The sequence below is a fragment of the Collinsella sp. CLA-ER-H3 genome, assembly GCF_040092425.1.
Lineage (GTDB): Bacteria > Actinomycetota > Coriobacteriia > Coriobacteriales > Coriobacteriaceae > Collinsella.
In genome coordinates, this window is record NZ_JBBNLP010000027.1 from 1 (window position 1) to 913 (window position 913).

General features: G+C 59.7%; 1 pseudogene. It reads right to left on the reverse strand.

Annotated features, from left to right (window positions below):
- Positions 1-882, reverse strand: a pseudogene (locus AAAX32_RS10015) (hypothetical protein); the annotation flags it as partial.
- Between the last annotated feature and the right edge of the window lie 31 nt (positions 883-913).

The window sequence follows — 913 nt, forward strand, 5'->3', positions numbered from 1 at the left end:
CCACTCCCAGCTCTCGGGTATCTCGAACGGGATCTCGTCCTCGATGCAGACGGGCTCGGACTCGCGGCCCCTGGCGTCCACCCTCTTCTCATAGCGGCGGCCATCGGAACCGGCGAAGATGATCGACTCACCGCCCTTCGGGGCCTTCATCTCCCCCTCGGCCACGAGCTGCCGGCGCTGCCCGCGGATGCGCTCCAGCAGAACGCCGGCGGGCTCGTCTGCGGGGTCCTGCGGCACGAGCCCTCCCTGAACCGCCAGCTGCAGCACCGACTTGCGCAGGCGGCCGGGCAGCGCGGCGTCGAGCTCCTCGCGGGCGTCCTCGAGCTCACCGTACTCCTCGACCAGGGGCATGAGCTCGTTCACCCGCTCGACGATGCGGCGCTGCTCGGCGAGAGGCGGAACTGGGACCAGAATGACGTTCAATGACTTCTGATTAGTCTTTGGCATTTTGACACGCGTATCACCCTTAAGCGTCTCCTCAGTGAAGAAATTGCTGAGGAGAACCGTGAGGACATATTCAGGTTGCAGCTTGGTGTTGAGCGGATACATATCCGCACTACACAGCCCATCAAAAGGGGCGATAACCGCCTTTCGAAGAGCTGGACGAATCTTCGAATAGAGAATCTGTCCTGCAGAGAACAGGTGATTGGCGCTCTTAACCTCGTCGGCCTTAACACTATGACAGAACAAGAGCTTTCCGGTGCCTTTTTGGATGTTGTCAGGCGCGATATGAGGAAAGTCCTGATATTTCAACGGGTCGACCAAACGCGCTGCAATTCCAATGACTTCACTAAATCTCGCCCAGGCCCAGCTTTCCGGAATCCCAAACGGAACCTCGTCCGCGATGCACTTGTCGCTCAGAACGCGTCCCTTAGTGTCCACGTGCTTCTCATAGGGGGAGCCATCGGAACCG